The sequence below is a fragment of the Luteipulveratus halotolerans genome (genome assembly GCF_001247745.1).
Taxonomy (GTDB): Bacteria; Actinomycetota; Actinomycetes; order Actinomycetales; family Dermatophilaceae; genus Luteipulveratus; species Luteipulveratus halotolerans.
In genome coordinates this window covers 3,086,247-3,102,733 of record NZ_LAIR01000002.1, presented here as the reverse complement: position 1 = coordinate 3,102,733, position 16,487 = coordinate 3,086,247, and the positions used below count along the sequence as shown (strand labels likewise).

The following is a 16,487-nucleotide window of genomic DNA, read 5'->3' as shown; positions in this document are numbered from 1 at the left end:
GCCTGCGTTGGCATGGGTCAGCAATGCGCCATTGAACGCATGTGCACCCGCCCCGGCACATGCAGCCGGGGCTCTCCCCATCACTTCTCCCACCCCAGGATCAGCGCGCCCGCGGTCCAAGGCGTGAGCGTGAGCCGCGCCATGTCGCCAGGCGTCCACCACATGGCGTCCGCGGCGTAGCCAGCCGACGTGGCCAGTGCCGGGTGCAGCGCGTACAGCAGCCGTAGTTGCGCAGGCGCAGAGCCGGACCACACCGAGTGCGTGCCTATGAGGTCGGGACGCTCGGCAACGCCGAGATCGGCCGCGAGCTCAGCGGCCGTGGCCCGCGGGTCCTCGCTGACGGGAACAGCCCGTTCGGGCAGAGTCCACCCATGGGCTGCCGCGTCGCCCGACGGCGGGAGGACCAGGATGCGGTTGGCCCGGTCGCGCACGAGGACGCACGCTCGAAGGACATGCGTGGCCACCCCTGCGCCAACACGGTGCCGGGCAGTGAGGTCGGCTGCGCGCAGAGCCGCACGGCTGAGCGCCTCGGCGGTCGGTTCGAAGCTGGTCATGCGCCCTGGCACCTCGGCGCTGCGGCGAGGTCCTTCGCGGCGGTGTCGTAGGCCGACAGCTGCGGGCCGGCATCCTTGACCATGCCCCGCCAGGTGGCCATGTACTCGGCGAACGTCTTGGCCGCCTCGTCATGCGGCTTGCTCTTCATCATCTCCAGGTGATGTGCCCACCCGTTGTTTACCGGCCGGGCGGTGCGTGCAGCCTGGCCAAGCGCGCGGGCGTGCGCCTTGCACGCCTGTTGTGTGCCGCTGCTGCCCTGCAGCCGCTCACAGGTCCCGGCCACAGCCGTGTAGGCCCGGTCGGCGGAGGCGAACTCGTGCACGTCGCGCGGACCGAACTTCTTGGAGTCAGCCCATCGCCGGGCTGCGGTCTTCGCGCTGATCCGCCCGGCATCAACGTCGACCTGAGCGCGGGTGTGCGTCCGGTACTGCTCGGCCGAGGAGGCCGCAGCGCTGGCCAGCCGGCCGCCGGCCCGGACTTCGGCCTGGCAGGCTGCCAGGGTCGCCTCACCGGGTGTGGCCGAGGCCGCAGCAGCCGGTGAGCCTGGGCTGTGCGCGTGGTGCGCCTCGCCGCCGGTTCGCCTCGGCGTCGCCGTCCCCGGGACGGTCAGCTTCCCGACCGCGACAGCCGCTCCGACAGCGACGAGGGCCACAAGCACCAGGCCGATCAGAGCAGGCGCATAACCCCGGCCTCGCTGGGGAGCCAGGTGCCTACCAGCCATACTCGTTACCAGTTCTGACCGGCAGGCCAGCGCGACGGACTGCCCGGTGCAGCGCGCGACCAGACTCGGACGAATCCGGGCCACCGACCGAAGCTTTCCCGCCTACCGCGACAGTCGTGGCGACGCCGAACAGGCGGGGATGAGAACCGGCCGAACGCCCAAGATCGACGCTTCGCGTTGAGACCAAGCAGATGTCGCCAGCGCCGGAGACACGGCACCCACGACGACGGAACCCGTGCGAGGCCCAGCTGCACATCTCACTCTCCACCTGTCCCACGACCAGGCAACTAACCACGTGGTAGTTGCCAGAGTCCGCAGGGCCCACGAGTGGGGGCGGCGTGCAGCGAGCCGCCCTCCTGACCCGGCCCGCACACGGCAGCGACCGTTCGATACGCTGGCACGCGGTCCTGCTTCGTCAGCAGGCCGTTGTCAGGTCAATTGGTCGCGCGCGAACACTGTACGCGCGGCAATGTGGACCAGCCACAGATCTCACATTGTGGGACAGCCGCGGAGGCCACACCGCAATTGTCTCCCTCCGCTCGCACGATGTGGCACGCCCAGCTGCCCCCGTCGTGAGGACATTCCTGCCGTGACCGCCCCAGCGTCAGAAAGCTGCGAACGGGTGACCCGCGACGTCGGTGACCGCGACGCCACCAGCTCGGCGATCAAGGACGCCGGGCGCCGGCTGCTGCGCACGCGCGGCGAGACGGGAGTCGGCATGCGCGCCATCGCGCGCGAGGTCGGTATGCCGGTATCCAGCCTCTACCGGTTCTACGCGGACCGCTCAGAGCTGGTGACCGACCTGCGAACGGAGGCGTACGAGAACCTCGTCGCCGGTCTCGCCGATGCGCGCGACGCCAGCCAAGGCCCCGCGGCCGTCGACCGCTGGTGTGCCATGGCACACGCGCTTCGTGCGTGGCGGACCGCCAACCCCGACGAGTTCGCCCTGCTGTACTCGCCGGCAGGCAGCGAATGCGGCGCGCGGGCACCCCAGGTCCACCAACAGCGCATGAGCCCAGCCGCGTTGTTCGCCGACACCGTGTCGGAGGCAGTCGCCACCGGCGAGCTCATGCCGCGCGCCGGGATCAACTGCGTGCACGAGGGTACGCAGACCTGGCGTGACCGCCGCGGCGTACCGGTCACGCCGGCCGTGGTCCACCTGGTCATGAGCGGCTGGTCGGCCATGATCGGGTACCTGTGCCTGGAGCCCGCCCGCTCCGCGCTGACCGCGGACCCAGACCAGCAGTTCACGGAGTTCCTCCGAGTCGTCACGACAGGGATGGGGTTCGGCGAACGCAAACGCCCGCCTGCATGACGTGCACCAGGTCGAGATGCAGCAAAGCCCGATATTGCGGATAGATCTGGGCGGACGCGCCAAACTGTGAGGCAGTATGTCGAAGGCATCCGCGGACCAGGAGATTTTCCATCGCCATTGGGGGCGCCAGGCGGCGTCAAAGTGTGGGATTGGGGCAGCGTCAACGAATGGCTCAGAATGAGCAACCTTGGAGGAGATCCTGAGTATCACCCGACGCGAGAGGTGCTAGACGAGTTCAACTGCCACCTGGCGCGCTCACTGTGTTGAGGTGACCGCACCGGCAGCTCATCGAGACGGTTCGCAACGACGTAGCCGAGCGCTGACCGAGATCGTTGCCGTCGGCCGGACCCTGCAGCGCCGACGTCGTAGCCTACTTCGACCGACCGGTACCTCCAACAGGCATGCCGAGGCGACCAATGGCCGCTCCGCCCCCTCAAGTGTGAAGAGCCGGCAACCGTCGAATGACGGGCCCGTAACGTTCACCGTGCGCCACGCTGCAGGAAGTCGTGGCCCGTGGGCATCTGGTCCTAGGTCTGCCCGTCGAGGTCGCGGCCGTTCGACTTAGAGGTACGCCCGCCCCACTGCTTGAAGAAGAACGGCACCCCTGCCTCTAGACAGGTGTCACGGATGCCCCGCGCCCAACGCACGTCCATGGGTCTGTAGTTTTGCCCGGACTCACCGCCGGCGATGACCCAGTCGATTCCCGTGAGGTCCAGTCCATCGAGCGGTGCGAGTAGCGGTTCGCAGGACAGGAACCGCACGGCGGCGGGGACACGCCGCACGTACGCAACGACATTCGCGCGTTCCCCGCGAACGGGTACGGGCGGTCAAGACCCTAGGGCCACCCACCGACAGCCACCCGCCGCGAGCGGGGCCTACGGTGGCCTCTGTGAGCGCCTACGTCTATGCCGCAACCCGTACGCCGTTCGGTCGCTTCAACGGAGGCCTCGCCGGCGTACGCCCCGACGACCTCGCCGCGAGCGCGATCAGCTCACTGCTGGCGACGATCCCCGACCTCGACCGCGCAGCCGTCGACGAGGTGGTCTGGGGCAACGCCAACGGAGCCGGTGAGGAGAACCGCAACGTCGGCCGGATGGCTGCGCTCCTGGCCGGCCTGCCCACGTCGGTGCCGGGCTCGACGGTCAACCGGCTCTGCGGGTCCAGCCTCGACGCGGCGATGCTCGGCTCGCGCGCGATCGAGACCGGCGACGCCGACGTCGTCCTGGTCGGCGGCGTCGAGTCGATGACGCGCGCGCCGTGGGTGCTGCCCAAGCCGGCCAAGGGCTTCCCGGCCGGCAACGTCACCGCCGTGTCGACCACGCTCGGCTGGCGACTGGTCAACCCCGAGATGCCGAAGGAGTGGACGGCCTCCCTCGGTGAGTGCAACGAGCAGCTGCGCGACAAGCACGACGTGAGCCGCGAGCGGCAGGACGAGTTCGCCGTACGCTCCCATCGCCTCGCCGCACAGGCCTGGGACGACGGGTTCTACGACGACCTCGTGACGCCGGTCGAGGGCACCGAGCTCACCCGCGACGAGGGCATCCGACCGGACAGCAGCACCGACAAGCTCGCCGGTCTGCAGCCGAGCTTTCGCAAGGACGGCACGATCACCGCAGGCAACGCCTCGCCGCTGAGCGATGGAGCGTCCGCCGTGCTGCTCGGGTCGGGGGCCGCAGCTGAGCGGGTCGGCGCCGAGCCCATCGCGCGCATCGCCGGGCGCGGTGCGTACGCGCTCGACCCGCAGGAATTCGGGTACGCCCCCGTCGAGGCTGCCGGTCGCGCACTGGCCCGCGCGGGGATCGGCTGGGAACAGGTCGGCGCTGTCGAGCTCAACGAGGCGTTCGCGGTGCAGTCTCTGGTCTGTGTCGACGCCTGGCTCGCGCAGGGCCTGAAGGACCCCGAGCTGGTCAACACCCGGGGCGGCGCGATCGCGCTCGGCCACCCGCTCGGCGCGAGCGGCGGCCGGGTCCTCGGCACCCTCGCGGCGGTGCTGCGCGAGCGCGGTGAGCGCTGGGGTGTGGCGGCCATCTGCATCGGCGTCGGTCAGGGCCTGGCCGTCGTCCTGGAGAACCCCGCGGCGGCCTGACCCGACGGCCCTCGCCGACCGACGGGCGCACCAGGATTCGGGACCTGCCACCGGCGTACGACGGTGGCGAGGTCGCGAGGCGCGCAGGCTGGGGCGAGGCCCGAGACCCGGAGGCGTCCGCCATGAACAAGCCCCTGCTGATGATCGCCGGCACCTACCTCGCGGTGATCGGGCTGGCGCTGCTGCTGGTGCCCGCGCAATTCGGGGTGGACGCTGTGCCGGACGACCCGTCGACCGAGCTGGTCGCGCTGCTGCGTCTGCTCGGCGGGCCGTTCATCGGGATCGCGGTCCTCAACTGGTCGACCCGCTCCGCGGCCCCGCTGGTCGTGCGGCTCGTGCTGCTGGCCAACCTGGTCGGCTTCGGCGTGGTCGCCGCCAACGATGTCGTCGGGGTCGCGACCGGTGAAGCGCGTGATCTGGCAAGGGTTTTCGTGGTCGTGCACCTGGCGTTCGCGGTGGCCTTCGCGGTCGCCTGGGCGCGCGAGCGGCGTACGCCGGCCTGACCGGTCTCGGTCTCGTCCCACCGAATCGAGAGTTACTCTTTGCGCATGCACGCAAATCCGCAAGAACCCATCTGGTCCGAGGAGGTCGTCTCGCTGGCGGTCGAGGTCTTGCGGGTCCTCGCCGACCCGACCCGACTCCACCTCGCGGGGCTGCTGCTCAACGAGGAGCGATCGGTGTCCGAGCTCGCCTCCCTGCTCGGCAAACCCGTGCCGGGCGTGTCCCAGCACCTCGCTCGCATGCGGATGGCTCGGCTGGTGACGACCCGGAAGGAGGGCACATCCGTGCTCTATCGCGTCGAGAACTCCCATGTCCGCCAGCTCGTCGTCGACACGATCGGTCACGTCGAGCACCTGCTCGACGACGTCCCTGCGCACCACCGCCGACTGGAGTCGCTGTCGTGACGCATCGACTCAGCGCGACCGACCAGGCGCATCACCACCATCACGACGAGCACCACGACCACGAGCACGGCTCCGGCGTGCTCGCCGTGGTGCGGCATGCGCTGTCCGAGCTGTTCGGAGCGCATTCGCACGATCCGGCCGATCAGGTCGACGACGCGCTCGAGGCCGACGTCCGTGGCCGCAGGGCACTGTGGGTGAGCCTGCTCGCTCTCGGGGCCACCGCTGCCGTGCAGGCCGTGGTGGTCGTCCTCACCGGATCGGTTGCGCTGCTCGGCGACACCATGCACAACGTCGCCGACGCTGCGACGGCGATTCCGTTGCTGGTGGCGTTCGGGCTTGCGGCTCGCGGAGCCAACGATCGTTTCACCTACGGTTACGGCCGCGCAGAGGACCTCGCCGGTGTGTTCGTCGTCGTGATGATCGCGCTGTCGAGCGTGCTCGCGGCGTGGGAGGCCGTCGACCGCCTGCTCAACCCGCGTGACATCTCTCACCTGTGGGCGGTGGCCGCCGCCGGGGTGGTCGGCTTTGTCGGCAACGAGATGGTCGCGCGCTACCGCATGCGTGTCGGACGACAGATCGGGTCAGCAGCACTCGTCGCGGACGGCCTCCACGCGCGTACCGACGGATTCACCTCTCTCGCAGTTGTTCTCGGCGCCGGAGGCGCAGCGGTCGGGCTGCCCTGGGCGGATCCTGTGATCGGTCTGGTGATCGCCGTGGCGATCCTCGGCGTCCTGCGGTCTGCGGTGAACCAGGTCGGCGCGCGGCTGATGGATGCCGTCGACCCGGCGATGGTGGCGACCGCTCGTGAGGCGATCTGCTCGGTCGACGATGTACGCGGCGTACGCCAGCTTCGGTTGCGCTGGATCGGACACACTCTCCACGCCGATGCGGACGTGGTCGTACGCCGGACGCTCACCCTCGCCGAGGGGCACGAGGTCGCCCACCACGCTGAGGAGCATCTGCTCGAGATGCTGCCCAGACTCGCGGCGGCCGTCATCCATGTGAGCCCCGAGGCCGCGCACCAGGACACGCGAACGAGCTCGGCTGCCTGACAGTCCTGCTGTCAATGGACGTGCGCGAGCACCGGCTTCGCAGGTTATGCGGCCCGTGCTGCTCGCCAACCTGGTCGGCTTCGGTGTGGTTGCGGCCAACGACGTCGTCGGGATTGCGACCGGTGAAGCGCGTGATCTGGCAAGGGTTTTCGTGGTCGTGCACCTGGCGTTCGCGGTGGCGTTCGCGGTCGCCTGGGCGCGCGAACGGCGTACGCCGACCGGCCCGGCGTGAGCCGACGCAGGCGGACCGCGGTCGTGTCAGGACGCGATGGCGCGCCGCGAGCGCCCAGCCGCCGACGCAGATCAGCAGCACGGACAGCACGGCCAACGTCCACAGCCACGGCGTCGAGACGATCTCGCTGCGCTCGGGCTCGGCGGGGTCGTACATCACGGCGACGGTGGCCTTGCGGCGCGGCGCCCGCAGCAGCGGGGTGTCGGTGCCGCGTTGCTGCTCGCCGGTCGCGTCGACGTAGCGGTAGTTGAACGTCGTCTGCGTCTCGCCGGTGTTCTGCCGCTTGGTCCTGACCGAGGTCACCGTGCCGTCGACGCGGGTCCACCGGCGCCGGCGACTCATCGTGCGCCAGAGCATGATGAGGAACATCAGCGCGGTGAGCAGCATGATCACGCCGAACCCGACGAGCGTCCACATGTCGTTCATCCCGCTCCTGATCTCGATGCCGTCCACGCATGCTGGCACGTGCCACGGCGTCGCGGGCGGCTCAGGCGCTGTGGTCGCCCGTCAGATCACCATCTGTCTGATTACCAGCCGCCGTTGGCGAAATTCCGAGCGCGGGCCACATACTGGCTGCGATCAGCAGGGACATATCCAGATGTCCCTCGAGTGGTTCTCGCTAGCCCAGTTGCCAATGGCTTGAGCAAACCGTGACTTCTGGAACTCGTCGCAAGAGATCACTGCTCGGAGGCTTGCGGCGAGTGCCTTGTGGGGTACTGAAAGACCAATCTTCATGGAGATAAGCGCCGCCGTAGCGCGCGCGAGGTCATGACCGTTACAAATAGAAGAATCGTCCTGGGTTGGATAAAGAGAAATGACCTTCTTTCGAACTTCTGTCGCACGGTCGTCGTCGCAGTATTTCACGTCAAGGATTGCCGATATCGGATCAAGGGTATCCCTGGATGCATTTAGAACCAAGATCATCGGGAATGAGTCGAAGGACACTCCGTGCTCGAGCTGGATGGATGCAAGCCGTGCACATCCCACAACTTTCGCGGCAGCCACTATGTCTTGCCTGGCGCTTTCAAGCGTATCCGAGGCGACATCGGGAAGGTACGATTCCAATAAAGTACGCAATATTCGAGGATGACTGACGATGAAATGAGAGTCGATGTCATAGGCCTCGACTGGGACCACATTCTCCGGGATCTCATCCTCGTCATCAAAGTCGCGGTCAACGAGGCCAATAACCCAATCGTCGCCCGCTTCGCGGTGCTTGTTGGCCGCGGCGATCAGGTTCTTCTTTCCACTCGTTGGCGCCAGGCGGATGGATGTGGAATCAGCGTGCCGTCGAATGATGCTGACGTCATCGCTAGATTCAACCATGAGGACTATGCGCGCATCTTGTATGCGGAGCATTTTGTTTGTATTGAAGAAGTGATCGCCCGTGAGGCGCGCCGCCAAGGAATTCACGATTGTTTCAGCTCCACGGTCCGATCCCACCATTTGTCGATGATCTGCGGAGAATGGGTCGCGACAATGAATCTGATGTTGGAGAGTTCCGCGATGCGCGTGATGTCCGAAATGAAAACTGTCTGCCACGCCACGTGGAGGGAGATCTCCGGTTCGTCGATCAAGACGGTTGCGTTTGGAGGAGTGCGAAAGATGAGGTCGTACATGAGGACCAACTCATGCTGTTCCCCGGATGACAGATTAGCTACTCCAACGACATCGCCTGTATCGTCGCGAGTGATGGTCAGGCCACTGTCAATATCGATAGACACGGTCTTTCTCGTAAGTCGCTCATTCATTAGAGCAACAAAGAGCTCGAGGCGTTCTAGAATAGATTGGAAGGAGCCCAGTTTCTTCTCAGTGTCATCAAGGTAAGTCCAGAGGGTTCGGATCTCAATTTCCGTGAGACGTCGGGACGGCAGTGAGACGTCACCCTGCTGGCCGATCAGGTTGAATTGAGAAAGGCGAGAGCGTAGTTCGTTCTGCGTTCCGTATCGAGCTCTCACCGCCTCCTCGGTGGCGTCGGTCGGAACATCCTGCCCCATTATGCGTGATGGAAATGAGCGGTCTAGTTCCTGTCCAATGCGAGAATTATCGGTGATTGCAGCGGCAAGTTGTTCCTTTAGATGTTCGGAATGTTCATTAACGGCGCTCCGCCACCTTGGGCCGTGATTGCGCATGTAAGGCCGGTCGGGCTCCACAGCCTTGCTCTGAATCAGCAGGCGCTGAGTGTGAATGAGGTGGATATTTACGAGGCTCATAAAATCCTCGATCCGCTTCGGTGGCTTCGGCATATCTCTGGTCCCGAAGTCTTCGAGTGACCGCATATGAGAACGGATCACGTTTCGGAAGCGCCGCGCTAGAATTTCGAAGGGGATTATCTCTCCATCGTTCGGGTCCTCCCAAATATCGCCGTCGGGCGTCGCAGGTTCGTACCGGGTGTTCTCGAGGAGCCACTGTGTGACGATATGTCTTTCCGAACGGGGGTAGGAATACTCTATGGCGGAGGATTCCGAATCTTCCTGGAGGCGAACGTTGATCTTTTCGTTTGGCGCCCATTCGAGTGCTCGCTGAATAGAGAGCGTAGCGCCAGAAGTGAATTCGAGATCAATGCGGCTGAAAGGAATATCTTCGAGCGGTGAAGTATCTAGCGAAGCCGCGGCCTTCACGAGTTCCAACAGTTTTGTTTTTCCGATCCCGTTTGGCCCGTGGATGATAACGAATGGCCAATCTGGCGGGAAGTCAATTTCGTGGTCGAAGGCGCCAAGAAGATTAGATACTCTGACGCGGGCGAGCAGCGCGGCTGGGGAGCTCATGTCGGCGATGCTAGATCAATCACTTGATCGGTGTGCGCACGTTGGCTCGGTCGCGCAGGACGCGGCTAGACATTTCGACCTATGCGGTCGCCGGTTCTATGCGGACCTGTCGACAGGTGAGGACGCGACTGCGTCGAGGTGCAGCGCGAGCATCGCGGATTCTGTTCTGTCCCAGGTGAACTCGCACGCACGGCGACGCGCCGATGCTCGTACGACGTCGGCCGGGCGGGCTGCCAGTCGCTCGACCGCGTCCGCCAACGACGACGGGTCGGGGGAGCCCCACGCACCGCACGAACGGTCGACCAGCTCGCGGCCGCCGCCGACGTCAGCGGTCACGACAGGGGTGCCGCACGCGAGCGCCTCCAGCACCGCGAGACCGAACGTCTCGGCCGGGCACACCGACAGGCTGATGTCGGCTGCGGCCAGGCGGGTCGCGAGCTCGCTGCGGGAAGCGACGTGACCGTGGAACACCACCGGCGCGGCTCCCGCGATCGCCTCCAGCTCGTCCCGGTGGGGACCGTCGCCGAGCACGTCGAGCCGCACGGGCACGCCGCGGCGGTGCAGCTCGACCGCGGTCGCGACGGCCAGGTGCGGGCTCTTCTCACGGGAGAGGCGACCTGCGTGCACCAGACGCAACGGACCGTCGTACGCCGGCCGCTCCCGCGGGTGGAACGTCTCCAGGTCGACCCCGAGCGGCACCTTCAGCAGCCGGGCGGTGCGTGGACCGGGCACGCGCGCGAACTCGGCGGCGGCGTACGCGGACGTCACGACGATCGTGTCGAACTGGCGCAGCAGGATCCGGTTGAGCAGTGAGATCGGCGCAGCCACCGATCCCGCGCGGCCGGTGCGCAGCTGGAGCATCGCGCTCATGTGCTCGTGCGAGAACAGCACGGTCGGCACCCCCGCGCGGCGTGCCCAGCGGGTGACCGGCAGCAGCGTCGACTTGTCGGATATCTCCAGCGAGGTCGGCGCGAACTCCTCCAGCACCTCGATGACCCGCCACGGCTGCACGATCATCCGGTAGTCGCCGACGACTCGCGGTGCTTTGATCTGCACGACCGTGCCGGCCGGCGTACGGACCCGGGCGTCCTCGGGGCCGGGGATGACGAGCAGGCGTTCGACGCCGGCACGGGTGTACGCCGCGCCGAGCCGCTCGACGACGACCTTCATCCCGCCCGACACCGGGCCGATGAAGTTGGCGAGCTGGGCGACGCGGGCGGGTGCCGTGGCCTGGCCGTGGATCACAGGGCACACGGTCCCGTCCGCAGGTGAACGCCGGGTGCCCTGCGCGCCGCGGGCCTCTGAAGAAGCGGCGCCCTCAGAAGAAGCGGCGGGCCTGATGAAGAGCCGCTGGCCTGACGAAGAAGCGGCGCCCTCAGATCATGCCGAGCGCCAGCATCGCGTCGGCCACCCGGATGAAACCGGCGATGTTGGCGCCCGCGACGTAGTCACCGGGCGTGCCGTACTCGTCGGCCGTGGTCAGGCAGCGCTCGTGGATCGCGCGCATCGTCTCGGCGAGGCGCTCCTCGGTGTGCCCGAATGTCCACGAGTCGCGTGAGGCGTTCTGTTGCATCTCGAGCGCACTGGTCGCGACACCGCCGGCGTTGGCCGCCTTGCCAGGAGCGAACGTCACGCCGGCCGCGGCGAACGCACGCACGGCCTCCGGGGTGGCCGGCATGTTGGCGCCCTCGGCGACGACGACGCACTCGTTGCGGATGAGCGCGCGGGCGCCGTCCTCGTCGAGCTCGTTCTGCGTCGCGCACGGCAGCGCGACATCGCACGGGACGTCCCAGATCGACCCTCCCGCAACGTGATTCGCGTGCGAGCCACGCTCGTCGGCGTAGTCGCTCATCCGCCCGCGGCGGCCGTTCTTGATCTCCTTGAGGAGGTCGAGGTCGATGCCCTTCTCATCGACGACGTAGCCGCCGGAGTCGGAGCAGGCGATGACGGTGCCGCCGAGCTGGTGGACCTTCTCGATCGCGTAGATCGCGACGTTGCCCGAGCCGGAGACGACGACCCGCTTGCCGTCGAGCGACTCACCGCGCGCCCGCAGGATCTCGTCGGTGAAGAACACCGTGCCGTAGCCGGTCGCCTCGGTGCGGACCTGCGAACCACCCCACGACAGGCCCTTTCCGGTGAGGACACCGGACTCGTACCGGTTGGTGATCCGCTTGTACTGGCCGAACAGGTAGCCGATCTCACGGCCGCCCACACCGATGTCACCGGCGGGCACGTCGGTGTACTCGCCGATGTGCCGGTAGAGCTCGGTCATGAACGACTGGCAGAACCGCATGACCTCGGCGTCCGAGCGGCCCTTGGGGTCGAAGTCGGAGCCGCCCTTGCCGCCGCCGATCGGCATACCGGTGAGGGAGTTCTTGAAGATCTGCTCGAACCCGAGGAACTTCACGATGCCGAGGTAGACCGACGGGTGGAACCGCAGACCGCCCTTGTAGGGGCCGAGCGTGGAGTTGAACTCGACCCGGAAGCCGCGGTTGAGCTGGACCCGGCCCTCGTCGTCCAGCCACGGCACCCGGAAGATGATCTGCCGCTCGGGCTCGCACAGCCGCCGGATGATCTCGGCGTCGGCGTACTCGGGGTGCTTGGGTACGACGGGCGCCAGGCTCTCCAGCACCTCGTGCACCGCCTGGTGGAACTCCGACTCGCCGGGGTTGCGCTGCACCACCTCGTCGTAGATCGGCGTCAGACGATGATCGAGCGTGGACAACGGTTCCTCCTTCGCGCAGGCCCCCGGGGCGGGACCGCTCGCCACGATAACGACGGCGCGGCCGGCGCTCCGGGCTGTTCCGTACGCTGACCGCATGGCCTCCCAGCTCGTCCTCGGCACGATGTACTTCGGCGGTCGCACGGACACCGCCACCTCGCACGCGCTGATCGACCGGTTCGTCGAGGCCGGCGGACGCATGCTCGACACGGCCAACTGCTACGCCTTCTGGGCGGGTGGCAGCGGCCTGTCCGAGACCTGCCTGGGGGAGTGGCTGCGCGCTCACCCGGGTGCCGACGTCGAGCTCGCGTCCAAGGTCGGGGTCAACCCGGCCGGTGACGGCATCGAGGGCCTGGGCGCCGACGTCGTACGCCGCGAGGTCGCCGCCTCGCTCGACCTCCTGGGGGTCGACCGGCTGGACGTCTACTGGGCGCACGGTGAGGACCGGTCCACGCCTGACGTCGAGGTGGTCGAGACGTTCGGTGCGCTCGTGGCCGAGGGCCTGGTCGGCCGCATCGGCCTGTCCAACCACCCGACCTGGCGGGTGTCACGGCTGCGCATGCTGGCCGAGCAGCGCGAGCTGCCGGCGTTCGACCTGCTGCAGCTGACCACGTCCTACGTCGAGCCGCGACCCGGCGCGCACGTCGAGGGGAAGGACCACCCGTACGGCTTCGCCAACCTCGAGACGACCGACTACCTCGCCTCGCACCCGGACGTCGAGCTGTGGGCGTACTCGCCGCTGATCCAGGGCTCGTACGACCGCGCCGACCGGCCGCTGCCGTCGGCGTACGACCACCCCGGTACGACGGCGCGGCTGGCGGCGCTGGCCGACGTCGCCTCCGAGGTCGGGGCCAAGCCGGGGCAGGTCGTGCTGGCGTGGCTGCTCGCTCGCGGGGTGCGCCCGATCATCGGAGCAAGCTCGGTGGCCCAGCTCGACGAGGCGATCGACGCGGCGGCCATCACGCTGACCGACGACCAGCGCGCCCGCCTCGACGCCCCGGCCTGAGGCTCAGGCGCTCAGCGGTTGCGCGGGTGATTCTTGGCGGTGCGCTCGTTGCCGCGCTTGTAGTTGCCCGTGACCCGCGCCATCAGCTCCTGGTCGTCACCTGACTCGACGTCCTCCCGGAAGTGCGCGGCGCGGCGTCCGCGCAGCACGGTGGCGCGTCGGCCGTGGTGGAAGATGACGACCTCGTCGCCGCGGTCGTCGTACTCGAACCCCTCAGGTCTGTTCATGCGCCCGAGCGTGACGTCGTACGCCGGTCGCTGCCACCCGATTTCCGGCGAATCTCGCCTGGTCGGCAGTGCATGGACTGCCGGGTAGACGAGATTCGTACGACATGCGGCGAAGTCTGTCTGGTCGGCAGTGCATGGAGTACCGGGTAGACGAGATTCGTCGCGCCGTCGGCAAAAGCTGGCGAGCAGCACAGGGCGGTCTCAAGCGGTTTACGCAACGTTTTGCTGGTTGAGGAGCTTGTTGAGCTTCTCGGCTGGGGTGGCCCAGCCGAGGGTCTTGCGGGGGCGGCCGTTGAGCTCTGCTGCGACGTTGTCCAGGATGCCGGGGCCGTGCAGGGACAGGTCGGTGCTCTTGGGGAAGTACTGGCGTAGCAGGCCGTTGGTGTTCTCGTTGCTGCCGCGTTGCCAGGGTGAGCGCGGGTCACAGAAGTAGACCGGGATGCCGGTGGCGAGGCTGAAGCTGGCGTGCCGGGCCATCTCGCTGCCCTGGTCCCAGGTCAGTGACCGGCGTAGGTGTTCGGGCAGGGTCATGATCTTGGCGGTCATGGCTTGCTCGACCTGCTCGGCGGTGTGCCCGTTGGGCAGGTGCAGCAGCATCACGAACCGGGTCGATCGCTCGACCAGGGTCCCGATCGCTGACTGGTTGCCGGCGCCGATGATCAGGTCGCCTTCCCAGTGGCCGGGCACGGCCCGGTCATCGGCCTCGGCAGGACGTTCGCTGATGTTGACCATCCCGACGATCTTCGCGTGCTTGCCGGCCCGAGCCGCGCCGCGCGGGATCCGCCGGGCCCGCCCGGACCGCAACGCGTCACCGACCTGCGCGCGCAGGCTGCCACGCCCTTGGACGTACAGCGCCTGGTAGATCGTCTCGTGCGACACCCGCATCTCCGGATCGTCAGGGAAGTCCGTGCGCAGCCGGTGAGCGATCTGCTCAGGGCTATGCCGCTGTTTCAGCCCCGAGACTACTTCGGCCCACAACCGGCTCCCCGGGCTCAGCTTCAACGGCCGACCCGCGTGCCGGGCCGCGCCGGCGGCCCGCGCGTTGTCCTGCGCCAGGCGCTGCGCCCGCGCGGCCTGATAACCGACCGGGTCCTTCGGATCGACCCCGGCCCGGACCAGCTCCCGGGTGATCGTCGAGGGCGCCCGCCCCAGCTGCGCCGCGATCGCCCGCAACGACGGACGCGGCTGCTGTGAGAGCAACCACTGCAGCTGTGCTCGATCTTCCAGGCTCAGGCGCCCACCGGACTCACTCACCCTCGGAGGAATACCACCGGACTGGGCCAACCACACATTGAACCGCCCCGGGATGTCCGGAGACTTCATTACTGGAGGATGAAGTCATGGCACGTCCCTCGAAGTACCCGCGTGAGCTGCGGGAGCGTGCGGTCCGGATGGTGACGGAGTCAGTCGCCGCCGGCGAGTACACCAGCGAGTTCGAAGCGATCCGCACGATCGCGGCTCGACTGGGCATCGGGTCTCCCGAGACCCTGCGTAAGTGGGTTCGCCAGGCCCAGGTCGATGGCGGGACCCGACCGGGTCGCACGACCCAGGAGCTGGAGGAGATCCGGGCGTTGAAGAAGGAGAACGCCGAGCTGCGCCGGGCGAACGAGATCTTGAAGTCAGCGTCGGCTTTCTTCGCGGCGGAGCTCGACCGCCCACCCAGGTACTGACCGAGTTCATCGACACTCATCGTGAGGAGTTCGGGGTCGAGCCGATCTGTCGAGTGCTGTGCGAGCACGGCGTCAAGATCGCCCCGTCGACGTACTACGAGGCCCGCGATCGGGCGCCCTCAGCGCGGACGCTGCGCGATGCGCAGGTCGGCGAGCTGATCCGGTCCGCGCGTCAGCAGCGGTTCGTGACCCGGTTCGGTGCGCGCAAGATGTGGTTGCACCTGCGCAGGCAGGGCCATGACGTGGCCCGGTGCACCGTGGAGCGAGTGATGGCCGCGAACGGCTGGCAGGGCGCACTGCGGGGCAAGCAGGTGCGGACCACCATCGCTGACCCGCGCGATGCCCGAGCGGCGGATCTGGTCCAGCGAGACTTCACCGCCTCGGCCCCGAACCGGCTGTGGGTCGCTGACTTCACCTATGTCGCGACCTGGTCCGGGACCGTCTACGTCGCGTTCGTCATCGACGTCTACTCCCGGATGATCGTCGGCTGGCGCGCGGCCACCAGCATGAGCACCCAGCTGGTGCTGGACACCCTCGAGCACGCGATCTGGTCACGCCGCCAGCACGGCGTGGACGACCTGACCGGGCTGGTGCACCACACCGACGCCGGCAGCCAGTACACCTCTTTCGCCTTCACTACCAGGCTGATTGACGCCGGCGTGGACCCATCAGTGGGTTCGGTGGGCGACGCCTACGACAACGCGATGGCTGAGTCCCAGATCGGCGCGTACAAGACCGAGCTGATCCGTCCCGACGGGCCGTGGCGCGATGTCGAGCACGTCGAGCTCGACACCCTGCAGTGGGTCCACTGGTTCAACCACGACCGACCCCACGAGTCCATCGACGACCTGACACCCATCGAGGTCGAATCAGCCCACTACGCTGCACGAAACCGTCTCATCCCGTCCGGGTAGAGACACAACACGAAGTGTCCGGAAACCCCGGGGCGGTTCACATACCCCGACTGATCGGACACGCCCGCCGCGGCCGCCGCGGCCGCGACCGACTCACCACCGGCCAACGCCTCCCAGAACAGCCGACGCCGCTCCCACGGCACCGGCGGCCTCCCACGACGAGGACGAGACATGCTGCAACACCTGACCTTTCATCACAGGCGTTGCGCGAACCACCTGAGCCCGCCCCTCCACCAGACCCGGGGCGGTTCAAACAGCCGACGCCGCTCCCACGGCACCGGCGGCCTCCCACGACGAGGACGAAACATGCTGCA

At 67.6% G+C, this 16,487-nt stretch carries 15 protein-coding genes, 3 pseudogenes and 1 other annotated feature; of the genes and pseudogenes, 7 read left to right on the top strand and 11 right to left on the bottom strand.

The annotated features are described in order from the left end of the window. Positions 1-80 precede the first annotated feature (80 nt). Together VV01_RS15600 and VV01_RS15595 are read right to left on the bottom strand one after the other, a co-directional pair. On the bottom strand, positions 81-554 hold the full coding sequence (locus tag VV01_RS15600; RefSeq protein WP_050670679.1) for a hypothetical protein: 474 nt from the start codon (positions 552-554) through the stop codon (positions 81-83). Further along, positions 551-1,213, bottom strand: coding sequence for a hypothetical protein (locus VV01_RS15595; protein ID WP_157508869.1), 663 nt, complete (start codon positions 1,211-1,213; stop codon positions 551-553). The genes VV01_RS15600 and VV01_RS15595 overlap by 4 nt, the downstream gene beginning before the upstream one ends. Before the next feature lie 685 nt (positions 1,214-1,898). On the opposite strand from VV01_RS15595, the gene VV01_RS15590 reads away from it, so the two are divergent. Further along, positions 1,899-2,591 (top strand): TetR/AcrR family transcriptional regulator, encoded by a 693-nt coding sequence (locus VV01_RS15590; protein ID WP_050670677.1) that lies wholly within the window; start codon positions 1,899-1,901, stop codon positions 2,589-2,591. Between the two features lie 527 nt (positions 2,592-3,118). Here the strand turns inward: VV01_RS15590 and VV01_RS15585 are convergent. Further along, positions 3,119-3,376 (bottom strand): annotated as a pseudogene (locus tag VV01_RS15585) (DUF5131 family protein); the annotation flags it as partial. 104 nt (positions 3,377-3,480) lie between these two features. Between VV01_RS15585 and VV01_RS15580 the strand changes: the two are divergent. The 4 genes from VV01_RS15580 (at position 3,481) to VV01_RS15565 (ending at position 6,634) form a co-directional block, all read left to right on the top strand. Further along, entirely contained in the window at positions 3,481-4,677 is a 1,197-nt protein-coding gene (locus VV01_RS15580; RefSeq protein ID WP_050670676.1) for a thiolase family protein, read from the top strand. A 122-nt stretch (positions 4,678-4,799) separates the two neighbouring features. Continuing rightward, entirely contained in the window at positions 4,800-5,180 is a 381-nt protein-coding gene (locus VV01_RS15575; protein ID WP_050670675.1) for a hypothetical protein, read from the top strand. A gap of 45 nt (positions 5,181-5,225) precedes the next feature. Beyond that, on the top strand, positions 5,226-5,582 hold the full coding sequence (locus VV01_RS15570) for an ArsR/SmtB family transcription factor (protein WP_050670674.1): 357 nt from the start codon (positions 5,226-5,228) through the stop codon (positions 5,580-5,582). Continuing rightward, positions 5,579-6,634, top strand: a complete 1,056-nt coding sequence (locus tag VV01_RS15565; protein ID WP_050670673.1) for a cation diffusion facilitator family transporter — start codon at positions 5,579-5,581, stop codon at positions 6,632-6,634. The genes VV01_RS15570 and VV01_RS15565 overlap by 4 nt, the downstream gene beginning before the upstream one ends. Here VV01_RS15565 and VV01_RS15560 read toward each other — a convergent pair. From VV01_RS15560 to gdhA, 5 genes are all read right to left on the bottom strand, one after another. Further along, positions 6,576-7,292 carry a DUF3592 domain-containing protein gene (locus VV01_RS15560; RefSeq protein ID WP_050670672.1) on the bottom strand — a complete coding sequence of 239 codons (717 nt, stop codon included), beginning with the start codon at positions 7,290-7,292 and terminating at the stop codon, positions 6,576-6,578. The genes VV01_RS15565 and VV01_RS15560 overlap by 59 nt on opposite strands. Positions 7,293-7,445: 153 nt before the next feature. Then, entirely contained in the window at positions 7,446-8,279 is an 834-nt protein-coding gene (locus tag VV01_RS22425) for a DUF4435 domain-containing protein (protein WP_071606410.1), read from the bottom strand. Then, positions 8,276-9,634 (bottom strand): AAA family ATPase, encoded by a 1,359-nt coding sequence (locus tag VV01_RS22420; protein ID WP_071606409.1) that lies wholly within the window; start codon positions 9,632-9,634, stop codon positions 8,276-8,278. The genes VV01_RS22425 and VV01_RS22420 overlap by 4 nt, the downstream gene beginning before the upstream one ends. A 96-nt stretch (positions 9,635-9,730) precedes the next feature. Continuing rightward, positions 9,731-10,879, bottom strand: a complete 1,149-nt coding sequence (locus VV01_RS15550; protein WP_197275063.1) for a glycosyltransferase — start codon at positions 10,877-10,879, stop codon at positions 9,731-9,733. A 130-nt stretch (positions 10,880-11,009) separates the two neighbouring features. Then, on the bottom strand, positions 11,010-12,359 hold the full coding sequence (gdhA, locus tag VV01_RS15545; protein WP_050670670.1) for an NADP-specific glutamate dehydrogenase: 1,350 nt from the start codon (positions 12,357-12,359) through the stop codon (positions 11,010-11,012). 94 nt (positions 12,360-12,453) lie between these two features. Here gdhA and VV01_RS15540 point away from each other — a divergent pair, with 94 nt between their 5' ends. Next, the gene (locus tag VV01_RS15540) at positions 12,454-13,362 is read left to right on the top strand and encodes an aldo/keto reductase (RefSeq protein WP_050670669.1); all 909 of its coding nucleotides are present in this window, start codon (positions 12,454-12,456) and stop codon (positions 13,360-13,362) included. Between the two features lie 11 nt (positions 13,363-13,373). Here the strand turns inward: VV01_RS15540 and VV01_RS15535 are convergent, their stop codons facing one another. Both VV01_RS15535 and VV01_RS15530 read right to left on the bottom strand, forming a co-directional pair. Further along, positions 13,374-13,589 carry a hypothetical protein gene (locus VV01_RS15535; RefSeq protein ID WP_050670668.1) on the bottom strand — a complete coding sequence of 72 codons (216 nt, stop codon included), beginning with the start codon at positions 13,587-13,589 and terminating at the stop codon, positions 13,374-13,376. A gap of 210 nt (positions 13,590-13,799) precedes the next feature. Then, positions 13,800-14,828 (bottom strand): annotated as a pseudogene (locus tag VV01_RS15530) (IS30 family transposase); the annotation flags it as partial. A 101-nt stretch (positions 14,829-14,929) separates the two neighbouring features. Between VV01_RS15530 and VV01_RS15520 the strand changes: the two are divergent. Then, a protein-coding gene (locus tag VV01_RS15520; RefSeq protein ID WP_157508689.1) for an IS3 family transposase occupies positions 14,930-16,173 on the top strand; the annotation gives its coding sequence in 2 pieces (ribosomal slippage) (positions 14,930-15,218 and positions 15,218-16,173; 1,245 coding nt in all). After that, positions 15,217-15,345 (top strand) — a sequence feature (AL1L pseudoknot). Its footprint overlaps the gene before it by 129 nt. Positions 16,174-16,211: 38 nt before the next feature. Here VV01_RS15520 and VV01_RS25025 read toward each other — a convergent pair. Then, positions 16,212-16,346: pseudogene (locus tag VV01_RS25025) on the bottom strand (IS30 family transposase); the annotation flags it as partial. Positions 16,347-16,487: the final 141 nt, after the last annotated feature.